This window comes from Hoeflea sp. TYP-13, assembly GCF_040932035.1.
Classification (GTDB): Bacteria; Pseudomonadota; Alphaproteobacteria; order Rhizobiales; family Rhizobiaceae; genus Hoeflea_A.
On the sequence record NZ_JBFRBB010000003.1, the window covers coordinates 387,432 to 403,174 of the forward strand.

15 protein-coding genes are annotated in these 15,743 nt (G+C 59.8%); all 15 read left to right on the forward strand.

Going from position 1 to position 15,743, the window contains the following annotated elements:
• The first annotated feature begins 6 nt into the window (after nucleotides 1–6).
• Genes ABVT35_RS18920 through hypF form a run of 15 tightly spaced genes read left to right on the forward strand, consistent with a single transcriptional unit; the run spans nucleotide 7 to nucleotide 15,741 of the window.
• Complete coding sequence (locus ABVT35_RS18920; protein WP_368468420.1) at nucleotides 7–867, forward strand: hydrogenase expression/formation C-terminal domain-containing protein; 861 nt, start codon at nucleotides 7–9, stop codon at nucleotides 865–867.
• The gene (locus tag ABVT35_RS18925) at nucleotides 864–1,100 is read left to right on the forward strand and encodes a rubredoxin (RefSeq protein ID WP_368468421.1); all 237 of its coding nucleotides are present in this window, start codon (nucleotides 864–866) and stop codon (nucleotides 1,098–1,100) included. Before ABVT35_RS18920 ends, ABVT35_RS18925 begins: the two co-directional genes overlap by 4 nt.
• Nucleotides 1,090–1,626: a [NiFe]-hydrogenase assembly chaperone HybE gene (gene hybE / locus ABVT35_RS18930; protein WP_368468422.1), complete on the forward strand. Its 537-nt coding sequence runs from the start codon at nucleotides 1,090–1,092 to the stop codon at nucleotides 1,624–1,626. The genes ABVT35_RS18925 and hybE overlap by 11 nt, the downstream gene beginning before the upstream one ends.
• Nucleotides 1,623–2,747 carry a nickel-dependent hydrogenase large subunit gene (locus ABVT35_RS18935; protein ID WP_368468424.1) on the forward strand — a complete coding sequence of 375 codons (1,125 nt, stop codon included), beginning with the start codon at nucleotides 1,623–1,625 and terminating at the stop codon, nucleotides 2,745–2,747. The genes hybE and ABVT35_RS18935 overlap by 4 nt, the downstream gene beginning before the upstream one ends.
• Nucleotides 2,747–3,088 (forward strand): hydrogenase maturation nickel metallochaperone HypA, encoded by a 342-nt coding sequence (gene hypA, locus ABVT35_RS18940; protein WP_368468426.1) that lies wholly within the window; start codon nucleotides 2,747–2,749, stop codon nucleotides 3,086–3,088. Before ABVT35_RS18935 ends, hypA begins: the two co-directional genes overlap by 1 nt.
• Nucleotides 3,088–3,957, forward strand: coding sequence for a hydrogenase nickel incorporation protein HypB (gene hypB / locus ABVT35_RS18945; RefSeq protein WP_368468427.1), 870 nt, complete (start codon nucleotides 3,088–3,090; stop codon nucleotides 3,955–3,957). Before hypA ends, hypB begins: the two co-directional genes overlap by 1 nt.
• A gap of 12 nt (nucleotides 3,958–3,969) precedes the next feature.
• The gene (locus ABVT35_RS18950) at nucleotides 3,970–4,224 is read left to right on the forward strand and encodes a HypC/HybG/HupF family hydrogenase formation chaperone (RefSeq protein ID WP_368468429.1); all 255 of its coding nucleotides are present in this window, start codon (nucleotides 3,970–3,972) and stop codon (nucleotides 4,222–4,224) included.
• Entirely contained in the window at nucleotides 4,221–5,372 is a 1,152-nt protein-coding gene (hypD, locus tag ABVT35_RS18955; protein WP_368468430.1) for a hydrogenase formation protein HypD, read from the forward strand. The genes ABVT35_RS18950 and hypD overlap by 4 nt, the downstream gene beginning before the upstream one ends.
• Entirely contained in the window at nucleotides 5,369–6,406 is a 1,038-nt protein-coding gene (gene hypE, locus ABVT35_RS18960; protein ID WP_368468432.1) for a hydrogenase expression/formation protein HypE, read from the forward strand. The genes hypD and hypE overlap by 4 nt, the downstream gene beginning before the upstream one ends.
• A 1-nt stretch (nucleotide 6,407) precedes the next feature.
• Nucleotides 6,408–8,108 (forward strand): hydrogenase maturation protein, encoded by a 1,701-nt coding sequence (locus ABVT35_RS18965; protein ID WP_368468433.1) that lies wholly within the window; start codon nucleotides 6,408–6,410, stop codon nucleotides 8,106–8,108.
• A complete protein-coding gene (locus tag ABVT35_RS18970) occupies nucleotides 8,108–9,598 on the forward strand; it encodes a sigma-54-dependent transcriptional regulator (protein WP_368468434.1) in 1,491 nt (496 codons plus the stop codon). The genes ABVT35_RS18965 and ABVT35_RS18970 overlap by 1 nt, the downstream gene beginning before the upstream one ends.
• Entirely contained in the window at nucleotides 9,599–10,957 is a 1,359-nt protein-coding gene (locus ABVT35_RS18975; protein WP_368468435.1) for an ATP-binding protein, read from the forward strand.
• Nucleotides 10,950–11,975 carry a HupU protein gene (locus ABVT35_RS18980; protein ID WP_368468437.1) on the forward strand — a complete coding sequence of 342 codons (1,026 nt, stop codon included), beginning with the start codon at nucleotides 10,950–10,952 and terminating at the stop codon, nucleotides 11,973–11,975. Before ABVT35_RS18975 ends, ABVT35_RS18980 begins: the two co-directional genes overlap by 8 nt.
• A complete protein-coding gene (locus ABVT35_RS18985; protein WP_368468439.1) occupies nucleotides 11,972–13,411 on the forward strand; it encodes a nickel-dependent hydrogenase large subunit in 1,440 nt (479 codons plus the stop codon). The genes ABVT35_RS18980 and ABVT35_RS18985 overlap by 4 nt, the downstream gene beginning before the upstream one ends.
• Nucleotides 13,412–13,419: 8 nt before the next feature.
• Nucleotides 13,420–15,741, forward strand: coding sequence for a carbamoyltransferase HypF (gene hypF / locus ABVT35_RS18990; protein ID WP_368468440.1), 2,322 nt, complete (start codon nucleotides 13,420–13,422; stop codon nucleotides 15,739–15,741).
• Nucleotides 15,742–15,743: the final 2 nt, after the last annotated feature.

A 15,743-nucleotide genomic window follows, 5' to 3' on the forward strand; every position in this document is an offset into this window, starting at 1 on the left:
ACATTGATGAATAATCCGACAGAAAACAATATCATGGACGCGCTCGTTGGCCCCGGCAGCCAACCGGAGGACGACGACGGCGGCAGGCTCGAATATATGAAAATGCCGGCCGGCATGATGACCTATTCCGCGCCGGACCTGCCGGAGGCGGAAGAGACCAGCGGGCTTGAAAAAGGCAAAGCCGTTCTCGAGGCCACATTGGACCTGCTGAAGGACTTTTCGGGAGACGATCCCGCCAGCTACGTTGATGTAACCGGTGTGAACGCTGCAAATCTCAAGCTGATTGATCAGGTGCTCGGAGAGGGGGAAGTGTCCGTCATAGCCGGTGCCAATATCCAGGCGCAGGAATCCGTGCTGGCTGGCGTATGGCGCATACGCTGCTTCGATGACAACGGTCTCATCGTCGGCGATGCAATTGAGGTGGCGAGCTTTCCCCAAATGGTCATGAGGCAAGCCTTTTCGGACGCGAAACCGGCGGTCGAGATACCGGACTGTTTCGGGCCGAACATATTCAACGCGCCGCCGCTGCTGCCGGAGATCAATGCGCACATACCGGGCTCGATGAATGGCGCGCCGGCGCACGTGATCAACCTGTCGCTCCTGCCGCACACGCCGGAAGACCTGGAATTTCTCGACCATATCCTTGGCGATGGCGGCATCAGCATCCTGTCGCGTGGCTATGGAAACTGCCGCATCAATGCTGCCGGCACGCGCAATGTCTGGTGGGTGCGGTTCTTCAATTCGCAGGAGACGCTGATCCTGAATACAGTTGAAATCACCACGATCCCGGAGGTCGCATGTGCAGCGCGGGAAGATATTTCCGATTCTGCCGAACGTCTGGACGAAATCCTGGAAATGTACCGATGAGCGAATCCTTCTTTGCAGGCTCCTATGGCGGCGATGCTTCCAAGATCGGAGCGCGGACCCGGCTGGAATGCAAAATCTGCTGGCATGTCTACGATCCGTCGCAAGGGGACGATTACTGGCAGATACCTGCCGGCACGCCGTTTTCATCACTGCCGGATCACTGGACCTGTCCTGAGTGCGATGCCGCCAAAGAGGGCTTCATGATCCTGAGTGGGGATGACGATGACGCGTGACGCTGAAATAGCCGGCATTCTGGAAACCTGTTTCCACGAAATTGCTGAAACGCGCATGGATGGGATTCCCATTCTCAACCCGGCGATATCCGTCCGTGCGTTGGGCCTGCAAAAATGGAACGGCTACCGGATTTGCGTTTTGCTGACGCCCTGGTTCATGAATGTGTTGTTGCTGCCCGAAGATGCCGAAATCGAAGAGGCGGTGCCGGGAGACAAGCGGCTGTTTTCGTTGCCGGCGGGTCGATTTGAATTTATCCGAGGTGAGGAGCCTGCGATTGGGTCCTTCTGGGCATGCTCGCTTTTTTCGCCTGTTTTGGAGTTTTCGGATCAGCACACGGCTGAGGAGGCGGGTCTGGCGGCGATCGAGGAACTGTTGAGCAAACCTGCAGATGAAAGCCCAGCCGGCAATCAACCCGCAAGTCCGGAAGACAAGGCCGGATCGGAAGATGACGGGAATAAAACTCCGAGGCCATTGAGCCGGCGGGCATTCCTGTCAGGAGCACGTCACGCGGAGGAAATGTCGTGAGCGCTGAGGGCAGGGTTGTGGTTCATATTGAACGGACGGGCGATCCGCGCGCGCGTTTGGATTTTGTGCCGCCCGCAGATATTTCCGGCGTTCTTGCCGGAAGAGTGCCGCGGGAGGCAACCGCCATCATCGGCGCGGTCTACCGCCTGTGTGGTATTGCCCAATCTCATGCGAGCGCGATCGCAATGGAGGAAGCCCTCACTTTGGATCCCCCGACAAACACGCAGGTCACACGAACCGTTCTGACCATGGCGGAATCACTGCGCGAGCATCTGGTGAGGATCGCCCTGGACTGGCCGCGTCTTGTCGGCCGCGATGTAAATGTAAAACCGCTCCGGCCACTGTTTGATCTGGCCGACCGTCTGGCGGCAAACTACAATGGCGATATGGATGCCTTCGCGGTTGCTGCAGATTGCGAAATGGATATTCCGGTCACTTTGAGGGTGATCGCGGAGACGGAAGCACGATTGTCAAAACACATATTCTGCGAGCCGTTGACCGACTGGCTTGCCCGCCGCAGTTTGGATGAATTGTTTTCATGGGCTGACCGGGCCGGTTCCGGTGCAGCCGGCATAATCGCATCCGTGCGCACAAGCGGCGGTTTTCTTATCGGCGCCAAGGCATCGGACTTGTTGCCGGCGGACCACGACAGCCTGATCGATCTTTGCAACATGGCCCTTGGGCGGGAGGGCGATGTTCCTGAAACCGGGGTTTATGCGCGTCGGGCGAATGATCCACTGATTGCCAGCCTGGGCCAAGTCACGCTTGGCGTCAGGCTCGTCAGCCGGCTTGTGGAACTGGCGCGTCTGCCGGCAGAGTTACGGGCGATGCTGACCGGTGCGGCTCCGGCGCCGCGAGGCGGATCTGTGACGCACGGTACCGGTTCCGGTATCGTAGAAGCCGCCCGCGGTCTGTTGCTGCACCGTGCCCGCATGGAGGACGGCCGCATTGCCGATTACCGCATAATGGCGCCGACGCAGTGGAATTTTCATCCAAGAGGCATTGCGGCACGTTGTTTAAGCCGTATCGATGGTGAAGATATGCACAATGTTGAAATGCAGGCGCATATGGTCGTTCAGGCGATCGATCCCTGTGTGGCCTGTGAGGTGAGGGTTCACTGATGCACGAAATGGCGATCTGCGAGAACATTCTCGGCATTTTGAAGGAACAGGCGCGGTCGCAGAACTATGATCGGGTAACCCGCATATGCCTGGAAGTCGGTCCCTTGTCGGGTGTTGAGATCGAGGCGCTGAAATTCGGATTCGACGTAGTTACGCGCAACTCCCTGGCGGAAGGTGCAGTGCTTGAGATCAAGGAAACCGACGCCGTCGCATGGTGCATGCCGTGCGGTCGCGACGTGCCTATCGGAGCGCGATACGACCCTTGCCCGCATTGCGGCTCGCATCAATTGCAGGTCACTTGCGGGGAAGAACTGCGGATCAAGGAATTGGAGGTGAACTGATGTGCAATATATGCGGCTGTGGCCACGACGAGGTTCAGATCGAAAACGCCTCCAAAATGGGTGGGGACAAAACCGGTAAGACGGCAATACACCATCATCACGACCACCATCATGATCATAACGGTTCGTTGCACGACTACGCATCGGGGCCGGCCGGGGTCGCCGTGCCCGGCATGAGTCAGACGCGTTTGATCCAGCTTGAACAGGACATTATGGCCAAGAACGACCGCTATGCGGCGGCGAACCGGCAATATTTCAACGATCGTGGCATTCTGGCGTTGAACCTGGTTTCAAGTCCCGGTTCAGGCAAGACGACCCTGCTGGTGGAAACGATCCGAAGATTGTCCGGACTGGTCGACTGCTCCGTCATCGAAGGCGATCAGCAGACATCCGCCGACGCAGAACGGATAAGATCGACCGGCGCACCGGCCTTGCAGATCAACACCGGCAAGGGCTGTCATCTCGATGGGCACATGGTCGGCCATGCACTGGAAAGCCTATCGCCGAATGAACGCAGTGCCGTATTCATCGAAAATGTCGGCAACCTGGTATGTCCTGCCGCGTTTGATCTTGGCGAAGCCTTCAAGGTCGCCATCCTTTCCGTTACGGAAGGCGAGGACAAGGCGCTCAAATATCCGGACATGTTTGCCGCTGCGGGGCTCGTCCTCGTCAACAAGATCGATCTGCTGCCCTATCTCGATTTTGATATCGACCTTGCCATTGCAAACACCCGAAAGGTCAGTCCGGCAGTCAAGGTGCTGCGGGTTTCGGCCAAGACCGGAGAGGGTATGGATGGTTGGATCGAATGGATCAGGACCGCGCATGCTATGGCGCTGGCGGGCAGCGAAACCGCCACGATGGAGCTCTAGGGAGATAGGCGAATGTGTCTGGCAATACCGGCCCGGGTGGTTTCTCTGGAGGAAGGCGGCATGGCTGTCGTCGCCCTGGAAGGCGTGAAGAAGAAGATATCTCTCGCTCTTCTGGAGGATATTGCGGTGGGTGATTTCGTGCTGGTCCACGTAGGATATGCCCTGCACAAGGTCAGCGCCGAGGAAGCCGAACGCACGCTCGAACTCATGGCGAGTGCCGGCATCCTTGAAGAAGAGCTTGATGAAATGACCGGGGGTGCAGCATGAAATATGTCGACGAATTCCGCGCCCGCGATCTTGCCACGAAGCTTGCCTCCGCTATTCGCAATGAGGCCGATCCGGCACGAAGCTACCACCTCATGGAATTTTGCGGCGGGCACACCCACGCGATCTTCCGTTACGGCGTCCAGGATCTGATGCCGGACAATGTCAAGTTCGTTCACGGCCCCGGCTGTCCGGTCTGCGTGCTGCCGGTCCGCCGGCTCGACGATGCCGTCGAACTGGCCGAACGCCACGACGTGATCCTTTGTACCTATGGTGACATGATGCGCGTGCCGGGCACCAAGCAGCGCAGCCTGATCCGGGCAAAGGCGGACGGTGCGGACATCCGCATGGTCTATTCGACGCTCGACGCGCTGAAGATCGCCCGGGACAATCCCGACCGTCAGGTCGTGTTCTTTGCTATCGGTTTCGAAACCACCACACCGCCAAGTGCCGTGGCGATCAAACAGGCCGAAAGGGAAGGCCTTGGGAATTTCTCTGTCTTCTGCAACCACGTTCTGACGCCGGCTGCCATCCAGCACATCCTGCAGTCACCTGAAGTGCGAGAGATGGGAACGGTGCGTATCGACGGTTTCCTCGGGCCCTCCCATGTCAGTTCGATCATCGGCTCGCAGCCGTACGAGTTCTTCGCTGGGGAATTTGCCAAGCCGGTGGTCATTGCCGGTTTCGAGCCGCTCGATGTCATGCAGTCGGTGCTGATGCTGGTGCGGCAGATCAATGAGGGGCGTCATGAAGTCGAGAACGAATACACCCGCGTCGTCACCCGTGAGGGCAATTTGAAGGCGCAGGAACTGGTATCCGAGGTGTTTGAACTGCGGCGCAGTTTCGAGTGGCGGGGGCTCGGCTCAGTGCCCTACAGTGCGCTACGGATCCGCGAACGCTTCGCCGCCCTCGATGCCGAAAAACGCTTTGAAGTGTCGGACAAGAAGTCCCGGGAAGTGAAGTCCTGCGAATGTCCGGCGATCCTGCGCGGTGTCAAAAGACCCACAGACTGCAAACTCTTCGGTAAAGTCTGCACGCCGGACAATCCGATGGGCTCCTGCATGGTCTCATCCGAGGGCGCCTGCGCCGCTTACTACACCTATGGCCGCTTCCGCGAAATGCCGAAGCCTGCAGGGGAGGTCGCGGCATGAACATGATGGAAGCAAAAACATCGGTTCGCCGCGGTTCAGTCGACATGACCCATGGCGGCGGGGGCCGCGCGATGGCCGACCTCATCAAGGACCTGTTTCATCGCCATTTGAGCAATCCGATCCTGGATCAGGGAAATGACGCTGCCCTGTTCGACGTCCCGCCCGGCCGGCTGGTTATGTCGACGGACGGTCATGTGATATCGCCGCTTTTCTTTCCGGGTGGCGACATCGGATCGCTCTCCGTCCACGGAACGCTCAACGATGTGGCGATGGCCGGTGCCCGGCCGCTCTATCTCACCGCGTCCTTCATCCTTGAGGAAGGCTTCCCGCTTGCCGATCTGGAGCGGATCGTCCAGTCCATGGCAATGGCCGCTAAACATGCCGGTGTGCCGGTCGTCACCGGTGACACGAAGGTCGTCGAAAAAGGTAATGGCGACGGTGTTTTCATCACCACCACCGGGCTAGGCGTGGTTCCTGACGGCGTAAATATTTCCGCCATGAATGCAAATCCTGGTCAGGCGATTATCGTTTCGGGCCCGATTGGTGATCACGGCGTTGCCATTCTCTCAAAACGCGAAAATCTCGAATTCGAGACCGAAATTTGTTCCGACTCTGCGGCGCTGCACAAGATGGTGGCGGATATGATTGAAGCCGTGCCCGGCATTGCCGTTTTGCGCGATCCGACGCGCGGCGGATTGGCATCGACGCTGAACGAAATTGCCGCCGCGGCAAATGTCGGCATGACGCTTGACGAAACGCTTATACCGGTCAGCCGCGACGTTTCGGCCGCCTGCGAACTCCTGGGCCTCGACCCGCTCTACGTCGCCAATGAAGGCAAGCTGGTGTGTATTTGCGATGCGGCGGATGCAGATGCGCTTGTGACCGTGATGCAGAGCCATGCTGAAGGACGGCAGGCGGCAATTGTCGGCCAGGTGACCGACGATCCCGCTGGTCTCGTGCAGATGAAAACCGAATTCGGCGGCAGCCGCGTGGTCGACTGGTTGTCCGGAGAACAATTGCCAAGGATATGCTGAAATGATGCGCGTCCTGCTGTTGTGCCATAGTTTCAATTCGCTCAGCCAGCGGCTGCATGCCGAGTTGCGGGCGGCCGGATACGACGTGTCGGTCGAACTGGACATCAATGACGCGGTGGCGCAAGAGGCGGTCCGGCTCCATGAGCCGGACGTGATCGTCGCGCCGTTTTTGAAGCGTGCGATCCCGCAATCCGTCTGGCAGGATCATATCTGCCTGATTGTGCATCCCGGACCGGTTGGAGACAGTGGTCCGTCATCCCTGGACTGGGCGGTTGCCGAAGGCCGTAAGACATGGGGCGTAACCGTCCTGCAGGCGGAAGAGGAACTGGATGCCGGACCCGTTTGGGCGCATCGCAAATTTCCCATGCGCAAGGCACCCAAATCGAGCCTCTACAGGCATGAAGTAACCGAGGCGGCAGTGGAAGCCGTCTTCGAAGCGCTCGGTAAAATCGGAAAAGGCGATAAGCAGCCAATATCGCCCGATGCATTTGACGGTGTCGAACGGGTCTGGCGAAACGCCATGCGCCAGAGCGACCGGAAGATCAACTGGAGCCAGGACGAAGCGGATACGGTGGTCTGCAAGATCAACGCCGCGGATGGTATGCCGGGCGTGCTGGATGAGCTGTTCGGAGAACCTGTCTATCTGTTTAATGCGCGGCCTGCTCCAGGCTTGAACGGTGCGCAGCCGGGACAGGTCGTGGCAAAATCCGGCAAGGCGATTGCGCAGGCTACCTGTGACGGCGCGGTCTGGATCGGCCATGTGCGTGTCAATCACCCGGAAGCCATCAAACTGCCGGCAACCCATGTGTTCGCGACGCAGTCAGGCTCCCTTCCTGAAAGGTCCGGGTACAGGGAGATCAGCTACGTGGAACGGGGCCCGGTCGGTTTTCTCAATTTCGCTTTCTACAACGGCGCCATGGGCACAGGTGACTGCGAGGAGCTGCTTGCCGCCTATCGCAATGCTATTGCGCGGCCGACCAAGGTGCTGGTGCTCATGGGCGGTCCGGACCACTGGTCCAACGGCCTCAATCTGAATCTGATCGAGGATGCGGAAAGCCCCGCCGATGAATCTTGGCGCAATATCAACGCGATGGACGATCTGACCGAGGCGGTGATCCGGACGACGGACAAGTTCGTCATATCTGCGATTTGCGGAAATGCAGGCGCTGGCGGCGTGTTCCTGGCCCGTGCGGCCGACGAGGTCTGGCTGCGTGCGGGTGCGATCCTCAACCCGCACTACAAGGATATGGGCAATCTTTACGGCTCGGAATACTGGACCTATCTGCTGCCTATGCATGTCGGGGCGGAAAGGGCGGAAAAGATCGCTGCGGCACGGCTGCCGATGGGTGCCGAAGAGGCCCGCGCGCTCGGTCTTGCCGACCTGGTGCTGAATGTCGGCAGAGGCGGATTTGATGCGGAGGTCGAGCGGCTTGCCGGTGCGGCGGCTAGCGATGCCGCACTGGACGGCAGGCTGAAGGCCAAGGCGGAACGCCGTAATCGCGATGAGGCGGTCAAGCCGCTTTCGGCTTACCGCACCGACGAACTTTCTCGCATGAAGCGCAATTTTTACGGCTTTGATCCAAGCTATCATGTCGCCCGCTACAATTTTGTTCGCAAGGTACCGAAATCCAGGACACCGCTGACGCTGGCCCGTCACCGGGCCGGTGGAGCGGTCGTGCGCCGGGCAGGGGAGGTTGCCTGATGGCTGCGATGCCGACCATTTTGATCATCGACGATGAGGTCCGCTCGCTTGAATCGATGGAGCGGATCCTGCGCGGTGATTTCGACGTCAAGACCGCGTCGAATATTGCCGATGCCAATGCCATATTGGCGGAGCACTGGCTGCAGGTTGTCGTCTGCGATCAGCGCATGCCGGATCAGACCGGTGTCGAGTTCCTGAAGAGCGTGAGGGAGCGCTGGCCGGATATTATCCGCATGATCGTGTCCGGCTATACCGATGCAAATGACATTATTGACGGTATCAACGATGCCGGGATCTTTCAGTACATCACCAAGCCCTGGCACCCCGAAAACCTTATCTTGACGTTAAAGAACGCCTGCCGTCTCTACGACCTTCAGCGCGAGAACGAGCTTCTTGCGGTGGAACTGAAAATGTCGCCATCCGCCGCCGGCAAAAAGCTTTCCGAACGGCGTGATCAGCTGCGCAAGGACTATGATTTCGACGATGGCATCGTCCGCGGTCCCGACAGCCCGATGAACGCTGTTTGCGCAACCCTGCGCCAGATCGCGCCTTACGACGTTTCGGTGCTCCTGTCGGGCGCATCCGGTACCGGCAAGGAACTGGCTGCAAGGGTGCTGCACTACGGATCGCTGCGCTGGAACAAGCCCTTTGTTGTCGAAAATTGCGGTGCGCTGCCCGACGAGCTGCTGGAAAGCGAACTCTTCGGCCACAAGCGCGGTGCGTTCACCGGCGCGATCGAGGATCACGTCGGCATATTCGAGCGGGCAAATGGCGGCACCGTTTTCCTCGATGAGATCGGCGAGGTCTCACCGGCCTTTCAGGTCAAGCTGCTTCGTGTCCTGCAGGAAGGCGAAATCCGCCCCGTCGGCGCTGCCAACACACGGAAAGTGGATGTGCGGGTCATCGCCGCCACGAACCGGGACCTGGAGGAAGAAGTCAGGATGGAGCGGTTCCGGGCGGATCTGTATTACCGTCTCGCCGGCATCGTCGTCCGCCTGCCGGATCTGAAGGATCGGCGCAATGACATTCCGGTTCTGGCGAGGACACTTTTGACGCGGGCCATGAGCGCTCTCGGCAAGCGCGTTGAAGGATTGAGCGAAGAGGCCATCGAGTGCCTGACAAACTATCCGTGGCCGGGAAATGTGCGTGAGCTGCAAAACGAGATCCAGCAGATGCTGGTGCTCGGTCAGGAAGACAGCGTGCTCGGAGCGGAGCTTTTGTCCGGGCATATATTGAGATCGGATCCGGCTGGCGGAGATGTGGACGACATTGACGACATCGCTGCGATGGAGGGAACGCTGCGGGACCGGATCGGAGCCCTGGAATCCCGCATCATTCGCGAGACGCTGATCCGCAACCGCTGGAACAAGTCGAAAGCAGCGGCCGAACTCGGCCTGTCCCGCGTTGGGCTGAGGGCCAAACTTGAAAGATATGGATTGGGGAAAGTCAAACCCTTGCCAACGCGCAAGGTTGCTGGCTCCAATAAATAGATGCTGACACCGGACGACATGGGTCCAAAGAGGACCGCTGGAAAAACACCCCGTCAGGCCCTCAATCTCGCGGGTGCGGGCGAAGACGTCTGGATTGAGGTCATCCAGAAGATGGATGAGGTTTATGCGGATCTCGTCCGGTCGCAGACTGAACTGGAGGAAAAGAACGCCAGTCTTGAAGAGGCACATGCCTTTATCGGGTCGGTGGTCGATTCCATGAGCGACGTTCTCATCGTATGCGATGTCAAAGGATATGTGCAGCAGATCAATCCCGCTTTGAAAGCCGTCGTAGACAAGCCTGACACGGCGCTCATCGGCCGGCAGATCGAGGAGCTGTTCACGGCAGAAAGCCGCGCGAACATTTCTGCCCTTATGCAAGCGCTGAATGCGGACGGACATGTTGAGCAGTGCGATGTCCAGCTGAACAATCCGGATCATCCCAATGCGCTGGTTTCGGTCAGTTGCACGGCGCGCCGGGATCATCGCGGCCGGCTTGTCGGCATGGTGCTTGTCGGCCGCCCGATCGGCGAACTGCAGCGTGCCTATCGGGAACTGGACGCCGCGCATAAAAAACTGACCCAGACGCAGCAGCAATTGCTGGTTTCGGAAAAAATGGCGGCGCTCGGTCGTCTTGTCGCCGGAGTTGCCCACGAGTTGAACAATCCGATCAGCTTTGTGTTCGGCAATATGTATGCGCTGAAACATTATGGCGAGGCCATTACCCAATACCTGGAAGCGTGCAGCAGGACCGGCTTGCCGGACGAGATGCAGGCGCTGAGGGACGAATTGCAGATTGACCAGGTTTTGAACGACATCGGACCGCTTGTTGAAGGAACGCTCGAGGGCGCCGAGCGGGTTCGGGACATTGTTCAGGACCTGCGGCGGTTCTCGGGCAATCAGGCCGAATCCCCGGAAAATTTCAATCTCGTGAAACTGATCCGCACGGCGACGGACTGGGTTGTCAAGGCCGTGAGGACAAAGCCCGATGTCCGTTTCGATATGCCCGAGAAAATGGATATCACCGCTCGAAAAGGCCTTGTTCACCAGATTGTCGTGAACCTCGTCCAGAACGCCGCCGATGTTTTGGACGGCCACAAGGACGGCATCGTCGAAATCGCCTGCAGCGCGACCGGTGAGAGTGTTTTTGTCAGCGTCGCCGACAATGGTTCCGGCATCGCTCCGGATGAAATCGACAAGATCTTCGAGCCGTTCTTCACGACGAAACCGATCGGCACCGGCACGGGGCTCGGCCTCTATGTCAGCTACGCCATGGCGCAAAAGCTGGGCGGCGACCTTTCCGCCGCCAACCGGCCCGAAGGCGGCGCCATATTCACCCTGAGGATCCCCATCGATGAGTGACCGATCGCACAGACCCGGAAAAATCCGCCTGTTCTGGATGCAGTCCGGCGGCTGCGGTGGCTGCACGCTGTCTCTCATCGGGGCGGAAGGTCCGGACCTTTTGACTGCGTTCGAGGCGGCCGATATCGAGGTCGCCTGGCATCCATCTCTCAGCGAGGCCAGCGGCGCGGCCGTGGTCGATGTGATGGAACGCATCTGCAACGACGAAGAACCGCTCGACATTCTGTGCCTTGAAGGCTCGGTGATGCGGGGGCCGAACGGCACGGGCAAGTTTCACCTGATGGCGGGAACGGGAAAACCGGTCATGGAATGGCTCGAACGGCTTGCGCGCAAGGCCCGCTATGTCGTGGCCGTCGGCAGCTGCGCTGCCTTCGGCGGTATTACCGCTGCCGGCGACAATATCGCTGAAGCCTGCGGGCTGGCCTATGACGGCCGCAGGCCGGGCGGCCTGCTGGGTCCCGGTTTCCGCTCCGGTGCAGGTTTGCCGGTAATCAACGTTGCCGGTTGCCCGATCCATCCCGGCTGGCTGACCGAGACCCTGCACCAGATAGCATCGGGACGTTTCGAAAAATCCGACATGGATGAGTGGGAGCGGCCACTCTCCTATACAATGCATCTTGTCCATCACGGCTGCGCCCGCAACGAGTTTTACGAATTCAAGGCGAGCGCTGAGCGGCTGTGCGATATGGGATGCATGATGGAAAATCTGGGCTGCAAGGGAACCCAGGCCCGCGCCGATTGCAATATCCGGTCCTGGAACGGTTCCGGCTCGTGCCTTGACGGCAACTATCCCTGTATCAACTGCACGGCGCCGGGTTTTGAGGAGCCCGGACACACCTTCACGCAGACACCCAAGATCGCAGGCATTCCGGTGGGGCTTCCGACAGACATGCCGAAGGCGTGGTTTGTCGCGCTGGCTTCGCTCTCCAAGGCGGCCACACCGCCACGCCTGAAGGACAATGCGGTGTCGGCAAAGCTGACGACCGCGCCGGTCGACAAACAGAAGAAACTGCCATGACCCGTCTGATCGTAGGCCCTTTCAATCGCGTTGAAGGCGACCTTGAGGTCAAGCTCGATATCGAGGCAGGCACCGTTACCCGCGCCCATGTCGTCTCGCCGCTGTTTCGCGGATTTGAGCGCATGTTGCTTGGAAAGCCGCCTCTCGATGCGCTGGTCTACGCACCGCGTATCTGCGGCATCTGCTCGGTCTCGCAATCCGTGGCGGCAGCGCGCGCGCTTGCCTCGGCCATGGATCTGACAATGCCGCCCAATGGCGAGATTGCCATCAATCTCGTGCATGCCACCGAAAATGTCGCCGACCACCTGACGCATTTTTATCTGTTCTTCATGCCCGATTTCGCCCGTCCGGCCTATTCCGGGGAGAGCTGGTATCCGGCGGCGGCGGAGCGCTTCAGGGCGATCGAGGGAACGGCCTCGCAGGATGCCCTGCCGGCGCGGGCGCAGTTCATGCACATTATGGGCCTGCTTGCCGGCAAATGGCCGCATACATTATCCGTTCAGCCGGGCGGTTCCACACGCACCGTCACGGGCGGAGAGATCGCCCGCCTGGCAGCGATCCTGGCGGCGTTCCGCAAATTCCTCGAACGCACATTGTTCGGTGACAGGCTGGAGCGCATCGGCGCACTCTCCTCGGCGCAAGAGCTTGGCGAATGGGCCGCCGAAAAGCCGGAAACGAGCAGTGATTTCAGGCATTTCCTGCACCTTTCAAATGCGCTGGATCTGGCACGGCTCGGCCCTTCGGTGGAACGCTACATGAGTTACGGAGCCTACGGTTCGCTGTTCAAGCGCGGTTTGTTTGTCAAAGGAAATCAGGTGCCACTCGATACGACGGTGATCGCCGAGGATCTGAGCCATGCATGGTACGCCCGTGAAGACGGGCCCCGAAAACCGGAAGAGGGCCGAACCGATCCCGATGCCGACCAGTCAGAGGGCTATTCCTGGTGCAAGGCGCCTCGGCTTGACGGACAGGTTGTCGAAGTCGGCGCGCTGGCACGGCAGGTGGTGGATGGTCACCCGCTTATACGCGATATCGTCGTAAGCTCCGGCGGCAGCGTTCATTCAAGGGTCGTTGCCCGGCTACTCGAAATCGCCCTTGTCGTCATGGCGATGGAAAACTGGGTCGGAGCACTCAATCCGGACGAACCCTTCATCATGCATGGCGAGCTGCCGCGTGAAGGTCACGGGCAAGGCATGACGGAAGCAGCGCGCGGCTCGCTCGGCCATTGGCTGGAAATCGAGAAAGGACGGATCGCGAATTATCAGATTATCGCGCCGACCACGTGGAATTTCTCGCCGCGCGACGCACAGGGGACGCCGGGCCCCCTGGAGCAGGCGCTGATCAATGCGCCGGTGCTCGCAGGTGAAAAAGAGCCCGTATCTGTCCAGCACATCGTACGCTCTTTCGATCCCTGCATGGTCTGCACCGTGCACTGACGCTGACCATGACGAGCCAGGCACAATCCATCATAGGTGTACGGATCCGGGTCCGCGGTCTCGTGCAGGGCGTCGGATTCCGGCCGCATGTATGGAGGTTGGCGAGGGAATACCGGCTTGCGGGGCTGGTGAAAAACGACGGCGCGGGTGTGGAGATCGAGGTCTGGGGATTGGGTAGTGATCTCGTTGCATTCCAGACGGCGCTGAAATCCGAGGCACCGCCGCTCGCCAGAATTTCGTCGATCTCAGACCGGCCGATCGACGGTCCGCCACCGGTTACCGAATTCTCGATCGTGGAGAGCGCGAGCGGCAATATTTCGACCGGCATCGTTCCGGATGCCGCGACCTGTCCCGAATGTCTGGCGGAGATTGTCGATCCGCTGGACAGGCGGTTCGGCTATGCTTTTTCCAATTGCACCCACTGCGGCCCGCGCCTGTCGATTATTCGCTCCATTCCCTATGACCGGCCGAACACCTCCATGGGTTCCTTTCAGATGTGTGAGGCCTGTTCCCGCGAATATGAAGATCCGGGTGACCGGCGGTTTCACGCACAGCCCAATGCCTGTCCCGAATGCGGTCCGCATATCTGGCTCGAGGACCGGAGGGGGCGAATTACATGCGCCGATCCCCTCGATCATGCGGCCAGCATGATCGGGCAGGGCGCCATCGTCGCGATTAAGGGCATTGGCGGATTCCATCTTGCCTGCGATGCGACGAACAATGATGCGGTCAACGAACTGCGCCTGCGCAAGAAACGGGCCGCCAAGCCGCTGGCGCTGATGGCCGCAAGCATCGAACAAATAGGCAGATATTGCCGGGTCAGCGAACCGGAGGAAGCCCTGTTGAAGGACAGGGCCGCGCCGATTGTGCTGCTTGAGAAGAAAACCGGTGAATTGGCCAATGGAACAGCACCCGGACAGGACCGGATCGGTTTCATGCTGCCCTACACGCCTCTGCATCATCTGCTGATGGCACGGCTTGCAAACCCGGCCGTCATGACGTCGGGCAACCTGTCGGACGAGCCGCAGGCGACCGGCAATGCCGATGCCAGGGAGCGGTTGTCGCAGATTGCTGATCTGTGGGTGATGCACGACCGCGAGATTGTCAATCGCCTGGACGACTCGGTCATGCGCGTCGACAAGAGCGGGCCGCAGATCCTGCGCCGCGCGCGCGGGCTGGCGCCCGAGCCGGTGCAGTTGCACGGCCTGTTTGAGGATGCTCCGCCGGTATTGGCCTTGGGCGGTGAGCTGAAGTCCACCTTCTGCCTGCTCAGGCGGGGCGAGGCGGTTCTGTCACAGCATATGGGCGATCTGGAGGACGCAGCTGTCCGCGCGGACTACCGGAAGAACTTGACGCTCTATCGGGACATCTTCCGGTTCGATCCGGAGGTTATCGCCGTCGATGTGCATCCCGATTACGCCTCGAGCCGGCAGGGACGGGCACTGGCGGACGAAACCGGCGCAGTGCTGGTGACCGTCCAGCACCATCATGCTCATCTCGCCAGCGTTCTGGCGGAACATCGGATTGAGCCGGGTGACGATCATTGCCTGGGCATTGTTCTCGACGGGCTTGGGTTTGGCGATGACGGAACCATTTGGGGCGGGGAACTGCTTGTCGGTGGATATGACGGCTATGAACGCGTGGCCCATTTCAATCCGGTGGCGCTGCCCGGCGGCGATCTGACGATGCGGGAGCCGTGGCGCAATACGGTTGCGCATCTCGGGGCTGCTTTTGGTGAGGAATGGATGAGCCGCCTTGCGCAAACACCCCTCGCAAGCCGCCTTTCCGAAAAGCCGCTCACTATTGTCGGGCAGATGATCGACAAGGGTGTCAACGCACCGCTTTCATCGTCTGCCGGCCGGCTGTTCGATGGGGTCGCTGCTGCTCTGGGCGTCTGTTTTGATCGGCAGCATTACGAGGGGCAGGCCGCAATGGAGATGGAGGCTATGGCAAGGCCGCACATCGACACCTGCGGGCACTATCCGGTCGCGATCGATGTCGGTGAAACAGCCGTCCTTTCCTGGGCGCCGCTCTGGCGTGGCGTCATCGACGATCTTCAAAACGGTGTCGAAGCCGGCGTCATTGCGGCGCGCTTTCATACCGGTCTGTCAACGGCGCTGGCCCGGCTGGCGGAGCAGATCGTCGCGGAGAGGGGCCTTTCCCGTGTCGTGTTGTCGGGCGGCGTGATGCAGAACCGGATTCTTCTGGAACAGCTGCATGATGAGTTGCAGCGTCGCGGACTTGAAGTCCTGGTCCACCGGCTGGTTCCTGCCAATGATGGCGGTCTTTCCCTCGGGCAGAGTGCCGTTGCCGCCACGTGTTGCCGATGAAA